The 14,706-nt window shown below is 59.1% G+C and carries 12 protein-coding genes; 7 read left to right on the top strand and 5 right to left on the bottom strand.

Translation table 11 applies throughout. The annotated features are described in order from the left end of the window. Positions 1 to 65 precede the first annotated feature (65 nt). A complete protein-coding gene (locus tag BHU62_RS02515) occupies positions 66 to 1,601 on the top strand; it encodes a phospholipase D family protein (RefSeq protein ID WP_078061994.1) in 1,536 nt (511 codons plus the stop codon). A 60-nt stretch (positions 1,602 to 1,661) separates the two neighbouring features. On the opposite strand, the gene BHU62_RS02510 is transcribed toward BHU62_RS02515, so the two are convergent. Continuing rightward, the gene (locus BHU62_RS02510) at positions 1,662 to 2,549 is read right to left on the bottom strand and encodes an NmrA family NAD(P)-binding protein (RefSeq protein WP_073528997.1); all 888 of its coding nucleotides are present in this window, start codon (positions 2,547 to 2,549) and stop codon (positions 1,662 to 1,664) included. 115 nt (positions 2,550 to 2,664) lie between these two features. Here BHU62_RS02510 and BHU62_RS02505 point away from each other — a divergent pair, with 115 nt between their 5' ends. After that, positions 2,665 to 3,588 carry a LysR family transcriptional regulator gene (locus BHU62_RS02505; protein WP_073528996.1) on the top strand — a complete coding sequence of 308 codons (924 nt, stop codon included), beginning with the start codon at positions 2,665 to 2,667 and terminating at the stop codon, positions 3,586 to 3,588. Between the two features lie 33 nt (positions 3,589 to 3,621). On the opposite strand, the gene BHU62_RS02500 is transcribed toward BHU62_RS02505, so the two are convergent. Further along, entirely contained in the window at positions 3,622 to 5,007 is a 1,386-nt protein-coding gene (locus tag BHU62_RS02500) for an MmgE/PrpD family protein (RefSeq protein WP_073528995.1), read from the bottom strand. A 2-nt stretch (positions 5,008 to 5,009) separates the two neighbouring features. Then, positions 5,010 to 6,560 carry an MFS transporter gene (locus BHU62_RS02495; RefSeq protein WP_073528994.1) on the bottom strand — a complete coding sequence of 517 codons (1,551 nt, stop codon included), beginning with the start codon at positions 6,558 to 6,560 and terminating at the stop codon, positions 5,010 to 5,012. Positions 6,561 to 6,729: 169 nt separating this feature from the next. On the opposite strand from BHU62_RS02495, the gene BHU62_RS02490 reads away from it, so the two are divergent. Next, entirely contained in the window at positions 6,730 to 7,338 is a 609-nt protein-coding gene (locus BHU62_RS02490) for a TetR/AcrR family transcriptional regulator (RefSeq protein ID WP_073529105.1), read from the top strand. 4 nt (positions 7,339 to 7,342) lie between these two features. On the opposite strand, the gene BHU62_RS02485 is transcribed toward BHU62_RS02490, so the two are convergent. Continuing rightward, a complete protein-coding gene (locus BHU62_RS02485) occupies positions 7,343 to 8,554 on the bottom strand; it encodes an ABC transporter substrate-binding protein (protein ID WP_236720594.1) in 1,212 nt (403 codons plus the stop codon). Beyond that, complete coding sequence (locus tag BHU62_RS02480; RefSeq protein ID WP_171971286.1) at positions 8,482 to 10,623, bottom strand: TonB-dependent siderophore receptor; 2,142 nt, start codon at positions 10,621 to 10,623, stop codon at positions 8,482 to 8,484. The genes BHU62_RS02485 and BHU62_RS02480 overlap by 73 nt, the downstream gene beginning before the upstream one ends. A 137-nt stretch (positions 10,624 to 10,760) precedes the next feature. Between BHU62_RS02480 and BHU62_RS02475 the strand changes: the two genes are divergently transcribed. The 4 genes from BHU62_RS02475 to BHU62_RS02460 all read left to right on the top strand — a co-directional run bounded on the left by BHU62_RS02475 (position 10,761) and on the right by BHU62_RS02460 (position 14,687). Continuing rightward, positions 10,761 to 10,985, top strand: a complete 225-nt coding sequence (locus BHU62_RS02475; RefSeq protein WP_073528992.1) for a hypothetical protein — start codon at positions 10,761 to 10,763, stop codon at positions 10,983 to 10,985. A 301-nt stretch (positions 10,986 to 11,286) separates the two neighbouring features. Continuing rightward, the gene (locus BHU62_RS02470) at positions 11,287 to 12,891 is read left to right on the top strand and encodes an AMP-binding protein (protein WP_073528991.1); all 1,605 of its coding nucleotides are present in this window, start codon (positions 11,287 to 11,289) and stop codon (positions 12,889 to 12,891) included. Continuing rightward, positions 12,888 to 13,616, top strand: a complete 729-nt coding sequence (locus BHU62_RS02465; RefSeq protein ID WP_073528990.1) for a thioesterase II family protein — start codon at positions 12,888 to 12,890, stop codon at positions 13,614 to 13,616. The genes BHU62_RS02470 and BHU62_RS02465 overlap by 4 nt, the downstream gene beginning before the upstream one ends. 42 nt (positions 13,617 to 13,658) lie before the next feature. Next, positions 13,659 to 14,687 (top strand): pyridoxal-phosphate dependent enzyme, encoded by a 1,029-nt coding sequence (locus tag BHU62_RS02460; RefSeq protein WP_073528989.1) that lies wholly within the window; start codon positions 13,659 to 13,661, stop codon positions 14,685 to 14,687. Positions 14,688 to 14,706 lie beyond the last annotated feature (19 nt).

The following is a 14,706-nucleotide window of genomic DNA, read 5'->3' as shown; positions in this document are numbered from 1 at the left end:
CTCTTATAGATTGAAGCAACCTAATGACGTATAAAGCAAAGCAGTCAACTTCGAGGCCGCTTTCCGTGATAAAAATTGTCGTGTATCTGATTATCGCCGTGACGATCGCCATTATTGCGGCAAGAGTCATCTTTCGTTTGCCGGATATTTCTCAGCGTTTGCCGCAAATGGCGTTGCCGGCAGATCCCAGCGCCCAATTGCCGGCCAGGGCCGCCGAACTGATGGCGGCGCATCCGGGCCTGAGCGGCGTGCTGCCTTTGGTCAGCGGGCACGATGCGTTCGCCAGCCGCCTGGCGCTGGCGCGGATGGCGGAAAGGTCGATCGACGCCCAGTACTACATCTGGCATAACGATACCTCCGGGCAGATCCTGCTGAAAACCCTGTATGACGCCGCCCAGCGCGGCGTGCGCGTGCGACTGCTGCTGGACGATAACGGCGTCGCGATGGACGATACCCTGGCGGCGCTGAACGCCCAGAACAACGTCGAGATCCGTCTGTTCAACCCGTCGACCGTGCGCACGCCTAAGCTGGCCGGTTACGCCTTTGATTTTATGCGCATGAACCGGCGCATGCACAACAAGTCTTACATCGTCGACGGCGCCGTGGCGATCATCGGTGGCCGCAACATCGGCGATGAATATTTCCAGGTCGGTGACGAAAACTATTTCCTCGATCTCGACGTGCTGAGCGTCGGCAAGGTGGTGGCGGAGACCGCCGATGTCTTCGATCGTTACTGGAACAGCGCCTCGGTGTACGGGGTTGAGCAAATTATCGGGCGCGACGGCAACCTTTCGGCATTCCTGACGCAGGCCGCCGACACCGAAGCCGGCGAGCGCGCGCGCAAACTGGCGGTGCAGCTGGAAACCAGCGCGGTGCGTTTTCGCGATGGCGCCGCGCAGCCGGAATTCACCACGGTGCAGCTGGTGGCCGACGATCCGGTGAAGGGGCTGGGCAAGGCGTCGCACGATCATTTGATGGTGACGCAGCTGGGCAAGATCATCGGCGGCGTCGGCCGGCAATTGGATCTGGTGTCCGCCTATTTCGTGCCGGGCCGGGAGGGGGCGACATACTTTGAATCGCTCGCCAGGCAGGGTAAATCCATTCGCGTATTGACTAACGCGATGAATACGACCGATGTGCTGGTGGTGCATGCGGGCTACGCCAAATATCGGCGGGCGCTGCTGCAGGCGGGCGTTGAGCTGTTCGAACTGAAGCTGCGCGCCGGCCAACCGACGGGGCGGCAGGAGCTCAAGCCGCTGGGGCTGTCCGGTGCGGCGCTGCATGCGAAGACTTTCGCCATCGACGATAAGCGGGTGTTTATCGGCTCGTTTAACTTCGATCCACGCTCGGCGCACCTGAACTGCGAAATGGGGTTTCTGATCGACAGTCCGGCGCTGGCGGCCGACACCCGACAGCTGTTTGATGGCCCGCTCAAGTTTGCCGCCTACCGGCCGACATTGACGCCCGAGGGCAAAATGGTGTGGAACGAAGCCTTCGAAGACGGCCACACCGAAGTGCATCAGCAAGAGCCCGGCGCCGGCTGGGTAAAACGCATTGTTCTTACCGTGGCCGGTTGGCTGCCGATCGAATGGATGCTGTAACGGCGCAGCGGCAGGGAGCAGAAAAGGTTCGCCGGGTTTTCCAGGCGAACCTTGCGCGGCTCAGTAGGCCAGACTGTCACGGTGTTTGCGGATAAACGCCCTGAGCCGCATCGGCTCTCTTCCGGCGATCTGCGGGAAATTATCGAAAACGTCTTCGACGCCAGGGATATCGCGAGCCGCTATGCGGCGAAAATTGTCGTAGACGCAGCGCATATAGGCCATCTCGGCCCCCATCGCCCGCATCTCTTCCAGGAAAATCTGCGGATCCTGCGCTTCATAGCGGAACGGCTGTCCCAGCTCTTCCGTCATTATGGCGGCGATCTCGCCATAGGATTTGACGTCATAGCCCATACGGTAGGTTTTGCCGCCGTGCAGCTCGGGGTGCAGCAGCGCCAGCGCTGCCGCCTGCGCCACATCGTCGCCGTCCACCCAGCTGAATGGGGCGTCGCCGGTATATTGCCGGATCACGCCATTTTTCACCGCCGGCACGCCGTCGTAGTTGAGCAAGTTCTGCATGAAACACTCCGGCCGCAGGTGGGTGAAAGAAAAACCCGCTCCTTCGATGTAACATTCGATGAGCTGGTGCCAGGCCCAGTGCGCCACGGTGGTGTCGTCGCGCCCGCAGGCGCCGAGATGCACGACATGCCGCACCCCCGCCTGGCGCGCTTGGTCGAGGAACACCTTGCTTTGCCGCAGCATGTCCACCGTGTAACCGGTGGCCAGGAATACGCGGTCGATGCCGGCCAGCGCCGGCGCCAGCGTTTCTTCCCGATCAAAATCGAGCAACACGGTGCGGATGCCCCGCTGGGCGAAGGGCGCCGCCTTGGCGGCAGAGCGCACGGCGGCGACCGGTTCGATCGCCGTCTCCGATTGCAAAAGACGCAGGGTGGCGCCGCCTATCTGGCCGGTGGCGCCGGTGATCAGGATCTTGGGTTTATTGCTTTTCATAACACACCTCTTGCGGTTTCTATCGCTTCGAGGGAAAGTCTATCGGAATAAAAATCACGATTTGCGCTATAAATTATCAAGTTGGCGGAAATTAATTCATCAATAAGGTGAAGGCATGTTTTCTTCCGAACGTCTAAAAGGGATCAGTCTGTTTGTCTGCGTGGCCGATATGGGCAGCTTTACGCTGGCGGCGGAGCGCATGAACCTGACCGGCTCCGCCGTCAGCAAAGGGATCGCCCGGCTGGAGAGCCGCTTGCAGACCAGGCTGTTCCACCGCACCACACGGCGGCTGTCGCTGACCGACGCCGGCGCCCATTTTTATCGCACCTGCACCGGCGTGCTGGCCGAGCTGGAAGAGGCGGAGCTGGCGATACAGGCGGAAAGCGCGGAGCCACGCGGCAGGGTGCGCATCGATCTTCCCGCCTCCTTCGGCCGTTTACATGCGCTGCCGGCGATCCTGCGATTTATTGCGGACCATCCGTTGCTGGTGCCGCATATCACGTTTTCGGACCGTTTTGCCGATCCGGTCAGCGAGGGCATCGATATTCTGGTGCGCATCGGCGGCTCGGACGTCTGGCCGAACGCGGTGGGGCATCATTACCTCGGCGCGCAGCGGCATATCTTCTGCGCGGCGCCCGGTTACCTGAAAAAGCATGGCGAGCCCACTACCGCCGACGAATTGGCGCATCATCACTGCGTGTTGTACCAGGAAAACGACGGTGTGCAGACACCCTGGCATTTCTCGGGCACAGGCACGCAGCCGGTAGAGAAAAGAATGCTGGCGGCGCGGGTGGCTATCGGGGATGCGGAGGGGCAGTTGACGGCGGTGCTGGCGGGGCACGGCATCGCTCAATTGCCGACCTGGCTGGTCAAACGGCAGGTAGAAGCGGGGACGTTGGTCGAGGTGTTACCGCATCTGGCGACCGACGGCCTGCCAATCAATGTGGTCTGGCTGAAAAGCCGCCGTGCTCAGCCGAAGGTCAGCGCCTTATTGCAGGCGCTGATCGCCGGTTTAACCCCGGCGGGGTTCGCCGGGTAAGCCGTCACAACACGTTCATTTGCACTCTGTTGGCTAGCGAACGTCGCGCGTTGCGGCCAACAAGGCATGCAAGGACGGCGCTTCGACCAGATTCTCGATGCAGGCCATCAGTTCTTGCGCATTATGCCGCAATCCATGATTAGGCGATTGCGCGCAGCAGCGAAGAAATTTCTCCCGGATATCCTGCAGGTCCGCCGGGTTCTCCGGCCAACCGCGGCCGAACTCCGCTTCAAGCCGCAGCGTATCGCCTTGTTCCGGCGTGATATGCAGTTCGAAGCGGTCAAACCGTTCGAAAGCGTTTTGTTCATGAACTTCGATACGTTGCGCCAGTGCAACGACCGTCGGTTCCATCGCGAAGTCGGCGCTGAATTCGCGAGCGCTGGCCTGGCCGCGCAGCAACGCATTGGCGATGATATAACGCGCGCTGAATTGCGCGTCGATTTCGGCCGTTTTCTGCGGCTCATAGGGCGCGCCGCACACCATACGCATGGTCGGTGACGCATGCAGCGTGATTTTCGCCCGTTCGGGAGCGGACAACTGCCGGTGCGGCCCGTCGTTCAAGAGCGTTTCGGTCAACGCCAGCAGAATGCTGCAATGCGGGTACAGTTTGAAGCAGGTGGCTTCTTCACCCAGAAAGGCGATGCCCAGTTGGCGAGTTAATGACCCCAGGTCGGGTTCACCCGGCGCATAAAGATTAAAAAAGCCGTTCTCTCCGCTCAGGACGCGTTTGGGGCCGCTTATGCCGGCCTGCGCCATCATGACCGCTTCCAGCGCATGGCGCGCCACCAACCCCTGGCTGATGCGTACCGCCAACGTTTTGTCCTGGTAGTGTTGGAAGGTGCCGATGCCGAAATCGAACGCCAGGCCGATAGCGTCGGCAAAGGCCTGCTGATCCAGGCGCAGCAAGCGGGCGGCGATCACCGCACCGGAAAACAGACCGAGGATATTCGAATCGAATCCGCGATAGAAAAAGCCGTTCGCCTGTGCGGCGAGATTGATGCGTTGGGCAAAATCTTGCCCAACGGCCAATGCAGCCAGCATGTCCAGGCCGGAAGCGCCCGACAGTTCCGCCGCCGCCAACGCCACCGGAATATCCGAGGAGCTGGGGTGCCAACCGGGGGAAAGGACGTCGCAATAGTCGAGCGCACGGGCGCGCACGGCGTTGACGAATGCCGCCTGCGGTGCGGCGAGGCGCTCCTCGCTGCCGATAATGCTGGCCTCGGCGTTGCCGCTCCAGCGCCGGGCCAACGACAGCGCCGCGTCAACGCCGCTTTGATCGTACCCGGCGGCGAGGCAGCCAAGATTATCCATCAGCCGTTTGCATTGGAATGCCAAGACGGCGGGGGGAATCATGCAAGCATCGACCTGCGAAGCGAAAGCGATCAATTCTTCGATCGGGTCGACCGGTAATTTCGTCATGTTTATTCCTCGTTCAGTCGTTCAGGTGACTTGCTCAGTGCGGCGTTCTCGGCCTGTGTATGCAGACGAAAACGCGGGTGAAGCATGATCAGCAGCCAGACGGTCATCGCAATACTGAGCAACCCGGCCCAAAGCATGGCGATCCCGAAACCGCCGGCGAAGGCGCTATGCGTCAGATCTTGCAGGCGGCTCGCGCTCAACGCGTCGGCGGCCGTCTGCTGTTGTTCGATCACTGCGGCCCGGGCGATTGCGGCTGCCTGTTCCACCCCTTGCGTTTGCAAAGCCGCGGTCAAGGTCGTGACCGCTTTCATGCTCATCAGCGTGCCCAGCAAGGCGATGCCCAGCGTCATGCCGGTTTGTCGCAGCGCGTTCATCGTGGCTGACGCCATTCCAGAGCGTTGCGGCTCGACGGTGCGCATCACCAATGCGCTGGTCGCCGGCATCGACAAGCCCATGCCGAAACCGAGCAAGGCCAAATACAGCGCCACCAGGGCGTAAGGCGAATCGGCATGCAGCTGCGTCAGCAACAGCAGGGCAATGCCCATCGAGCCGTAGCCGGCGATCATCAGAGAGTTCACGCTCAGCTTGGCGGACAGGCGGCCGAAACCGGAAGCGGCCAGCGCCATGGCGAGGAATTCGGGCGCCATGCGCCAGCCGGTGTCGGCGGGGCTCCAGCCTTGCGCCTGTTGCAGAAACAGCGACACGAAGAAGACGCTGCTGTAAGCGGAGAAGCCGAGCACGAAAGAGGCGAGGTTATAGCCGGTAAAGTCGGCGTGACGAAACAGACTTAACTGCAGCAAAGGGCGTTTGACCTGCGTTTCCACCCAGAGAAACAGCGCAAACAGCACCAGGGCGGCGTACAGCGGAAAGCGTGACTGTGCGCTGTGCCAGCCGAATTCGCCGGCGGCAATCAACCCATAGGTCAGCGCGCCGAGCCACAAGATGCTCAACCCCTGGCCAAGCGGATCGAGCGCGGCCTGCTCCGGATGCGAGCTTTCCCGCAGCCCCCAGCCCCCCAACACCAGTGCGATGATCCCAACCGGAATATTGATCCAAAAGATGCCCGGCCAACCGGTGGTGTGCACCAGCAGCCCCCCCAGAACCGGCCCAATCACCAAAGAGAGGGCATTGACCGAGGACCAGATACCGATCGCCCGGGTGCGCAATTGCTCTTCCGGAAAAGCATGGGTCAAGAGAGACAGCGCGCCGGGGATCACGGCGGCGCCGGCGATGCCCTGGATCACTCGGCCCGTCAACAGCATGCCGAGACTGGTGGCGAATGCGCACACGATCGAACCGAGGGTAAATAACGCCACGCCGCAGAGCCAAATGCGCTTGCGGCCAAATCGGTCACCCAGCGGGCCGGAAGAAAGAATCAACGCAGAGAGGCAAAGGGCGTAGGCGTCAACAACCCACTGCAGGCCCGACATGTCGGTTTGCAGTGATTCCAGCATGGTGGGCAGTGCCACATTGACAATGCTGATATCGAGCGACGCCATAAATGTACCCAGACAGATGGCGGCAACGAGCGAAATCCTGCGCATACCGGACATAAAGGGGCTCCTTATTCAGAGGGTAGTGATAGTGAAAACTATTCTCACCTTATATTATGACTGACCGTCGGTCAATGGAGTGTGAATATTGATTTCACTGCGCCAGGCCGGCTGGTCAATGGCAACAACATTGGTTACGATGGCCGCTGGGCTCCCAGTGGACGTTGATATGAAGACAAAAGAAAAGATGAAAGAAACACAGCCTCGTACCAAACCGGCGGAAGTGCGCCTGGACGAACTGATGGATGCGGCGCAGAAGTTGTTTATCGAAAAGGGTTTTGAAGCGACCACCATCAGCGATATCGTCCGCGACGCCAACGTTGCCAAAGGGACGTTCTACCACTATTTCCCGTCCAAGAACGAAATGTTGTCTGCATTACGTATACGTTTCACCAATCACTTCATCGAGAAAATTCAGCTGGCTATCGATGAGTGTGCGCCGGATGACTGGTTGGCGCGTCTGAGAGCCTGGTGTGACGCCGGCGTGGCGACCTATTTCGAAGGCATGGAACTGCACGACGCGTTGTATCACGATCATCATTATCATACCCGAGGCAATCAGGATCGTGATGCCGTGCTGGAACAGATCCTGACGATTTTAAACGACGGCGCGGCGGCGGGGGCCTGGCGGCTGGATAACCCGCATCTGACCGCCATCCTGATGTATCACGGCATGCACGGCGCCGTGGATGACGTCATGGTCAATCCCAACGCCGACCGTCAAAGGCTGGGGGCGGCGCTGGCGCAGGAATTCATGCGTTTGCTGGGGTGTCGCTGATCGTTCATGCCCCCGCCTCCAGCGATAGCCAATAACCGGGTTGATACGGAATGGAAAGAAAGCGGGCGAAGAGCTCCGCAAACGTCGCCTCGGGATCAACGTCGGCGAACAGCGCCGGATGGAACCAGGTGGCCAGCCGCTCGATGGCGACAAAATTAAAAGGATGATCGTAAAACGGGTGCCAGATGGCATACGCTTTTCCGCTTTTTGCCGCGGCCAGAGTGCGGTAAGCCGGGCGGCGCATCAATTTTTCCAGCCGCGTTTTTGCCAGAGCTAAGTCTGCGCCCGGGCCGAGGTTGACCCAGTCGCCATGAGGCGAGTAATTACGCCAGTTGCTGCCGGTCACGACAATTTTATCGGGTCGGGAAGCGATCACCGTTTCCTGACTCAGCGAGCCATAGACGCCGCGGATATGCGTCTGAGCCAAATTGAACCCGCCTGCGATATCCACCATCTCACCGTAGTTGCCATTTCCCCAAGACAGGCAGCAATCGTCGTACAACCCGGCGGCGCGCTCCATCATGACCCGTGGGCGCGGCGGGGTCCGTTTCGCCAACGTGGCGAGGATCTTATCCAGATGTCGCTGGCGAAAGCGAATCAGACTGTCTGCACTTTGTGGATTATCAAACAATTGTCCCATGATGGCGATGCTTCTGGCGCTATTGTTCATCAGGCCGATGCTCATATCGACAAAAACCACGGGGATGTTCGCCGCCGTGAGTTTCGCCATCAGGCCGCTCGCTTCCAACGCCGAGCGAGTATTGGCATTGAGCAGCATGGCTTCGGGCCGCAAGGCGATCAGCCTTTCCAGATCGAATTGTATCTGCTGCACCCCGGCAAAAGTCGGCAGCTGCGCCAGCTCGGGAAAATGACGCAGGTACAGCTGATAGCTGTCCAGATCGGCGGTGCGGAAGTTGTCTCGCCAACCCACCAGTTTTTCCATCGGTGAACGCGGATTGAGCGCCGCGACGGTATAAAACAGATTGCCTTCCGCCAGGAAAATACGCCGCAGCGGATAGCGCAAGATCACCGTGCGCCCGACGATATCGGTAACGCTCTGCGTATCGGCCTGAGCGCGCAGAGATCGCAAGGGCGCAGAAAGCGCCAGTAAGGTGGCCGCCTGAAGAAAACGCCGTCTGCGCATCAGAAATACCAACTTATCGAACCGATGACGCTGCGTTCGACCCCGATGCTGCAGTAAGGCGCGCTGGTACAACTGGCGACATAAGATTTGTTGGTCAGATTGTTGACGGTCAACCCCAGCTCCAGATTATACAAGCGAGCATCCCAGGCGCCCGGCGTATAACGAACGGACATATCACCGAGCCAAACGGCGGGCACTTTGAAGGTGTTGGCGCCATCTCCCCAACTCGATCCCAGGTAGCGGGCACCGCCGCCGATCAGCAGCCCCTGCAAAAAACCTTGAGTAAAGCGATAGTCCAGCCACATTGAGCCGGTTTGCGCCGGAACGCCGACGGGGTGCCGCCCTTGGGTATTATCGTTGGCCTGAGTCACGACGTTGTTGACCCAGGCATAGGACAGCATCAGGTTGAGGTTTTCGGTCAGCGCCGCCCGCGATTCCAGCTCCACGCCCCGGGAACGCACCTCGCCAGTTTGCGTGTAATAACTGGGATTGAGGGGATCGACGGTGTTCACATCGCGTTGCGTCAGTTGGTAGACCGCCAGGCTGGTCATTGTTGCACTGCCGGGTGGCTGAAGTTTCAGGCCCATTTCATACTGCGTGGAATGGGTGGGCTTGAACGGTGCGCCCCGAGCGTCGGTGCCGGTCAGCGGATCGAAGGCGGTAGAGACGCTGGTCCAAGGTGCCAAACCGCTGTCGAACGGGTAACTCAACCCGGCGCGATAGCTCCAGGCGGCGTCATTGGTTTGCGTTTGGGTATGGGCCAGATTGTCACTGGTGCGCATTCGCGACCAGTCATGGCGGCCGCCCAACAGCAAATGCCATCCCCGCCAACGTGCTTCATCCTGTCCGTATACGCCTACACGGTGAAAACGTTGCGTTGTCGACGTGCGTGAAACCGGCACGGGATCGAATGAGGGCCGGTATTGGCTGGACCAGGGATCGAACGTCACGGTTTGCGAACCCCACCAGTTTTTATCAAGTTTACCGGTCTGATAGTCGATTCCGCTCAGCCACCGATGGCCGATGGGGCCGGTGACGAATGTCGCTGCGGCCTGGTTATCCATTACGACGCTATCCGCCTGGCTGGGGGAGTCTTGATAGACCGCCGTCAAAAGGCGATTGTCCGGGGTGACAGCACGCGTAAAATCGCGTCGCACCGCAGAGTCTACGTGGGAATAGCGCAGATTCTGCTTAAAGCGCCAGCGATCGTTTAACTCGAACTCAAACAGCGAGGTTACGTCATACTGCGTGCGGCTCGAACGCTCGTGCGCCGGATCGCTGTAATTTCTGTCGGTGTCGATCTTGCCGCGCGGATTGGGCAGTAGGCCCAATACCTGGGCGGGCAACGTGTTGTAATAGCCCGATTGGGGTTCACGCAAATAGTGGGTCAGCACGGTCCAGCGCGTGCGTTCGTTCGGCTGCCAGGTTATTGCGGGCGCCAGATAGAGGCGCTTCTGCTTGGTGTCTTCGATTTGCGAGCCGCGGGTCGCCGCCAGGCCATCGACGCGGTACAGCCACTGTTCATCGTCAGTTAGCGCGCCGGTGGCATCGAGGCTGAGGGAACGCGTGCGGTAATTGCCAACATCCAGCTTGAGTTGATTCGACTCGGTAGCGGAGGGGCGTCGGGAAACCATATTGATCACGCCGCCGGCGCCGCCTTGGCCGTATAACGAGGAGGAGGGGCCATGCAGGACTTCGACGCTTTGCAATCCCCAGGCTTCAATCTGTGGCCCCCAAATGCCGGTATTGCCGATGACGCGTAAGCCATCCAAATAGTAGTCGGCGTCAAAACCGCGAATTCTGGCGAAGTCTACGCCGCTGGAAAATGCGCCGAAGCGCTCCACGGCGACGCCGGCGCTGTAACGCAGCGCCTGGCTGACGGTGTCGGCTGATTGCACGTCCATTTGCTGGCGGTTGACCACCGAGACGAATTGCGGCACTTCGACCAGCGGCGAACGGGTCTTGGTCGCCACTTCCGCTTGTTGGGCCGCGTAGCCACGTAGAGCGTTGTTTGTGGATGAACTGTCGGCCACCACCCATATCGACTCTTCGTCGGCGGCCTGCGTAAAGCAGGCCGCCATGCCCAACAGCAGCGGACAAAGATAAGCGCGTCTTAGGTGAAGTCCGTTGAATTTGTTCAAAAATAATCCCTTTTCAAGTAACAGCCCCGCAGCGATGGCAGGTGCCTGGTCATCTCGGACAAGCGTTAAAATACTCATTGACCGACTGACGGTCAATATGAATAATTATCAATACCATTTAACGGTTGGATAACATTATGAAGACTCTGGATGATTTGTTGGCGCTGTTGGCAGAGGTCGGGGTGCCTGAAGACGTGCTGCAAGAGGCGGATGGCAGCTGGCAGTTACGGCAAGACTTAGCGCTCAGTTCGGCGGAAACCGTGGCGTTGCAGGCCCTGCTGAAAGCGCGCTGCGGCACTGCGCCATCACTTTGGGGAGGACGCGATTATTCATTAGAGCAGCTTATTTCCGAAATGTCATAAGCAAGCGTGAAAAAAATGTTTTTCATAACGTGCTGTTTATAAAAAGATTTAAAACATCATTCCGGGCATGAAACATAAGAAACATAAATAATTAACTTCAAGACAATTGACTGACGGTCGGTCGTGGTGTTTGATGTCGGCCAAGAAAATGAAGTGTTTTTGAGTCCGTTTTGCTTTTCATTGTGAGCCAGTACAGAAATGATGGTGCCGCCTGACAGAGGCGCCGAAAGCTGTTTGTTTAACGAATTGTGATTGAGAAATAAAGCAGTCAAACAGTGAGTTAACTCATTATGGAGTCGCTATGGTCAGTGTTGAGGATTCAATCAATCAACGTTTATTGCGGGCCCTTCAGCAGTATGGACAACGCCCGGCGCTTTTTGAAAACGAGGAGGTTTACAGCTACGACTGGCTGAACGGCGCGGTCGCTTCGACAGCCCACAGGTTGCGTCAACTGGGTGTGGAGAAGGGCGACCGGATCGCATATCAATTGCGTAATACCCGCGAAGCGGTCATCGTGATGCTGTCGTCGCTGATGCTCGGCGCGATACCGGTGCCGATCTTGCCCTCTTACCGGGAGAAAGAGCTGCGGCACATTCTGCATCTGACAGCGCCGAAAGTGTTTGCTCTGCAGCGCGGCTCCCGTCGCTATAATCCGTTGGCCGCCTTGCAGACGCTGTTGGCGGAAGGTCTCAACATCGACGTGATACTGGTCGAAGACTACGATGACGCCGGGCACGATACGCGCTATTTAAACCTGCAACATTTCTGTGCACCATTGACGCCCGCGCCGGAACTCTGCGCCGTCACCATGACGCCGTCAGATACCGCCGTCATGCTGCTCTCGAGCGGCACCACCGGTTTGCCTAAAGCGATCGCCCGTAAAAATGGCGGCTACAGCTATATGATCGAATGCGGCTGTGACGTGTTCGTTTTGGCGAGTCATTCGGTCTATTTCGCCGCTATGCCGGTTTCACACGGATTCGTCATCAATTGCCCCGGCATACTCGGCACGCTTTCTCGCGGCGGCGCCGTGGCGCTCGCCGATGCGCCATCGGCGGAAACGGCGTTGGACGTGATCGAACGGTGCGGCGTGACGCACACCACGCTGGTGCCCGCGTTGCTGTCACAATGGAGCGAACTTCAGCGCCAAACGCCGCGCAACCTGACGTCGTTATGGCATGTCCAGGTGGGGGGCGCCAGGGTGACGCCTGAGCTGGCGGCCTCCTCATCCCGCGACCTCGGCATCACCCTGCAGCAATGTTATGGCATGAGCGAAGGGCTGCTGTGTTTTAACGCGGTCGACGACGATGACGCGCTGCGCTTCAGCTCACAGGGGCGGCCGCTGAGTCCGCATGATGAAGTGCTGATCGTCGATGAAAACGATCGCCCGTTGCCCGTCGGCAAGTCAGGTGAACTGATCACCCGCGGCCCTTATACGCTCACCGAGTACTACCAAAACCCCAAGGCTAATCTCACTGCCTTTACGGCGGACGGCTTTTACCGTACCGGCGATCTGGCGCACGTCGACGCCGCTGGCAATATTTTCATCGATGGACGCGTCAACGATTCTATCAACCGCGGAGGGGAAAAGTTCAGCCCGAACGAGATAGAGGAGTTGGCTGAACAGCATCCCGCCGTGGTGCGCGCCGCCTGCGTCGGCATGGAGGACGATCTGTACGGTGAAGTGCCGTGCCTGTTTGTCACCACCGCAGATGACACCCTGACTCTCAGCGCATTGCGCCGTTTCTTTGAGAAAGAAGGGTTGGCGGCGTTCAAGGCGCCGGAAAAATTGATCGTCATCGACGCCATTCCCATGAAGGGCATCGGCAAGATAGATCGTCTGACGCTGCGCGACCTGCTGCGTCAACAACGGCCAGCCAAAAATACGGCGGGGTTGAACTCATGACGGGGTTGCGCACGTCTCTCGGCTGCGTGGTCAGGCTCAGCCGCCTGAGCAGTTCGCCGGTCAGCAAGCAACTGGTCGTTTTTCCGCACGCCGGCGGCGGCGCCGCTTTCTACCAACACTGGCGCGACCTGCTGCCGGACGAGGTGGATCTGTTCATCGTGCAATATCCCGGCCGTGAAGAAGCGCAAGACGTGCCGGCCTGGGAAACGGCGCAGCGCGCGATCGCGAGCTGCGTCAATGCGCTGCAATCCTCACTGGGTATCGCGCCGGTGGTGATTTTCGGTCACAGCATGGGCACGTTGCTCGCGCTGCAGGTTGCCGCAGCGCTGCAAACGTCGCGCTTTAGCATCGACACCGTGTTGTCGGCACAGCGCGCCCCCTCTGAGCTGAAAATACTCCGGCAGGAAAGCCAACGGCAGGAAGTGTTGGACAGCATCCTGACGTTCAGTGAACGCAGCGGCGCGCTGTCGCTTGATGAGATCACGCGGCCTCTTGTCACCCGCTTGATACAGCAAGATTTACAGCTGCTGGGTGCGCTCTGCGCCGAACCGCTGCCCGACCTGCAGCCACGGATTTGGGGGGGCGACAACGATCCGTTGGTGAGCCGCGCCGCGCTGTTGCAGTGGGAAACGGAACTTCCCGGCAGCCGGACTCGCTTCCTGGCTGGCGACCACTTTTATTTCACGCAGGACACCGCTGCGTTTCTCCGCCAGCTGCTTCAGTAACGCTGGTTTATTTGTCAACGTATGGCTTTAAAGGAACCTCTGATGAATTTTGAGCTGTTTAACCCACAGGATGGCGCGCCGGATACGGAGAAAGCCTTTACTCTGTTCCCCCAATTGAAAAAATTCTATGCGGCGTTAGGCAATACCCCGCTGGTTGAAGTGCCGTCGCCAAAGGGGAAAGCGTCGATTTACGCCAAGTTCGAGTTTGAAAATCCGTTTGGTTCGGTGAAGGATCGTACCGCGTTCGGCCTGTTCTGCGATGCCATCAATCAACACGACTTCGCCACCGGTGAATTGAAGTTGCTCGATTCCTCGGGGGGCAATATGGCGAAAGCGCTGGCTAAACTCGGCAACATGTGCGGGATAGCGGTGCAAGTGGTGATCCCGGATTCGTCTCCGCAACCGCTGATCGATACGCTGAAGGGGGACAATGCCGTCGTTACCCTGGTCGATCGCAATCAATTCCTGCTCGGCGTGATTGCGCGCAGCCAGCAGATTGCGCATGAAGATGCGAGTTGGACGCTGCTTTCCCAGCATCTCAACCTGGTCAATACTGCCGTACATCAGCATGAGACGGGCGGAGAGATCCGTCGGCAGCTGAACGGCGAACGCGTCGACGGCTGGGTCTCGGCGGTAGGAACCGGCGGTACGCTGTCGGGCGTCGCCGCGGCGTTGCGGCAGGATAACCCGCAGCTGATCGTGTGGGGCAGCACGCCGCGCGAACTGCCTTACGGTACGCTGTCCGCGCCTAACGGCGAGCCGAAATTCGCCGGTGCCGGTGGATTGGGCTTCGGTTTCCGTCAACCCTTCATCAGTAAACTGATGCCGCAAGAGCCGCCTTTCAATCCGGTCTCCTATCGGGAAGCCCTCAGCGCGATGTACGAGTTCCATCAACTGACCGGCGTAAAAATCGGCGCCTCATCAGCCGCTAACTGGAAAACGGCTTGTAAGCTGGCCGAAACGCTGGGCCCGGATCAACGCGTTGTCACGCTCTTCGCCGACGCCGGTTCCGATATCGATCGTGAAAAAGGGCGTGACTGGTTCAAACAGTCTGAAGCATTGACCGCATAACAACACCTACAAGGATTAT

The organism is Serratia marcescens (assembly GCF_001902635.1).
GTDB classification, from domain to species: Bacteria; Pseudomonadota; Gammaproteobacteria; order Enterobacterales; family Enterobacteriaceae; genus Serratia; species Serratia marcescens_F.
This window is presented reverse-complemented; position numbering and strand designations above follow the sequence as displayed.

What these genes read in the sequence shown, in the direction of transcription:
- BHU62_RS02510 (WP_073528997.1), bottom strand. Translation starts at nt 2,549, where the DNA reads ATGAAAAGCAATAAACCCAAGATCCTGATCACCGGCGCCACCGGCCAG.
- BHU62_RS02505 (WP_073528996.1), top strand. Translation starts at nt 2,665, where the DNA reads ATGTTTTCTTCCGAACGTCTAAAAGGGATCAGTCTGTTTGTCTGCGTG.
- BHU62_RS02500 (WP_073528995.1), bottom strand. Translation starts at nt 5,007, where the DNA reads ATGACGAAATTACCGGTCGACCCGATCGAAGAATTGATCGCTTTCGCT.
- BHU62_RS02495 (WP_073528994.1), bottom strand. Translation starts at nt 6,560, where the DNA reads ATGTCCGGTATGCGCAGGATTTCGCTCGTTGCCGCCATCTGTCTGGGT.
- BHU62_RS02490 (WP_073529105.1), top strand. Translation starts at nt 6,730, where the DNA reads ATGAAGACAAAAGAAAAGATGAAAGAAACACAGCCTCGTACCAAACCG.
- BHU62_RS02475 (WP_073528992.1), top strand. Translation starts at nt 10,761, where the DNA reads ATGAAGACTCTGGATGATTTGTTGGCGCTGTTGGCAGAGGTCGGGGTG.
- BHU62_RS02470 (WP_073528991.1), top strand. Translation starts at nt 11,287, where the DNA reads ATGGTCAGTGTTGAGGATTCAATCAATCAACGTTTATTGCGGGCCCTT.
- BHU62_RS02465 (WP_073528990.1), top strand. Translation starts at nt 12,888, where the DNA reads ATGACGGGGTTGCGCACGTCTCTCGGCTGCGTGGTCAGGCTCAGCCGC.
- BHU62_RS02460 (WP_073528989.1), top strand. Translation starts at nt 13,659, where the DNA reads ATGAATTTTGAGCTGTTTAACCCACAGGATGGCGCGCCGGATACGGAG.